Origin of the sequence: Psychrobacter sp. TB55-MNA-CIBAN-0194 (assembly GCF_040309505.1) — a bacterium.
GTDB lineage: Bacteria > Pseudomonadota > Gammaproteobacteria > Pseudomonadales > Moraxellaceae > Psychrobacter > Psychrobacter fozii.
In genome coordinates this window covers 1-235 of the sequence record NZ_JBEOOW010000807.1, presented here as the reverse complement: position 1 = coordinate 235, position 235 = coordinate 1, and the positions used below count along the sequence as shown (strand labels likewise).

Genomic DNA, 235 nt, shown 5'->3' with positions numbered 1-235 from the left:
ACATAACGCAGCACCAGCGGTCAGTGAGTTATATAACGTAAACGAATTACACGAGCTGTAATTCATTTCATCCACTAACACGCCAAGCATTTTTGGCATGCCCATGCCACCAAAATCTGACTCACCACAAAGCCCTACCCAGCCGCCTTCTGAAAACTGCTGATACACTTCTTTAAAGCCATCAGGAGTAATAATGTCATTACCTTTATGAACCACACCTTGCTCATCACCACTG

At 44.3% G+C, this 235-nt stretch carries 1 pseudogene; it reads right to left on the bottom strand.

Annotation, left to right across the window (positions count from 1 at the left end):
- Positions 1-235: pseudogene (locus tag AAEY75_RS17170) on the bottom strand (acyl-CoA dehydrogenase); the annotation flags it as partial.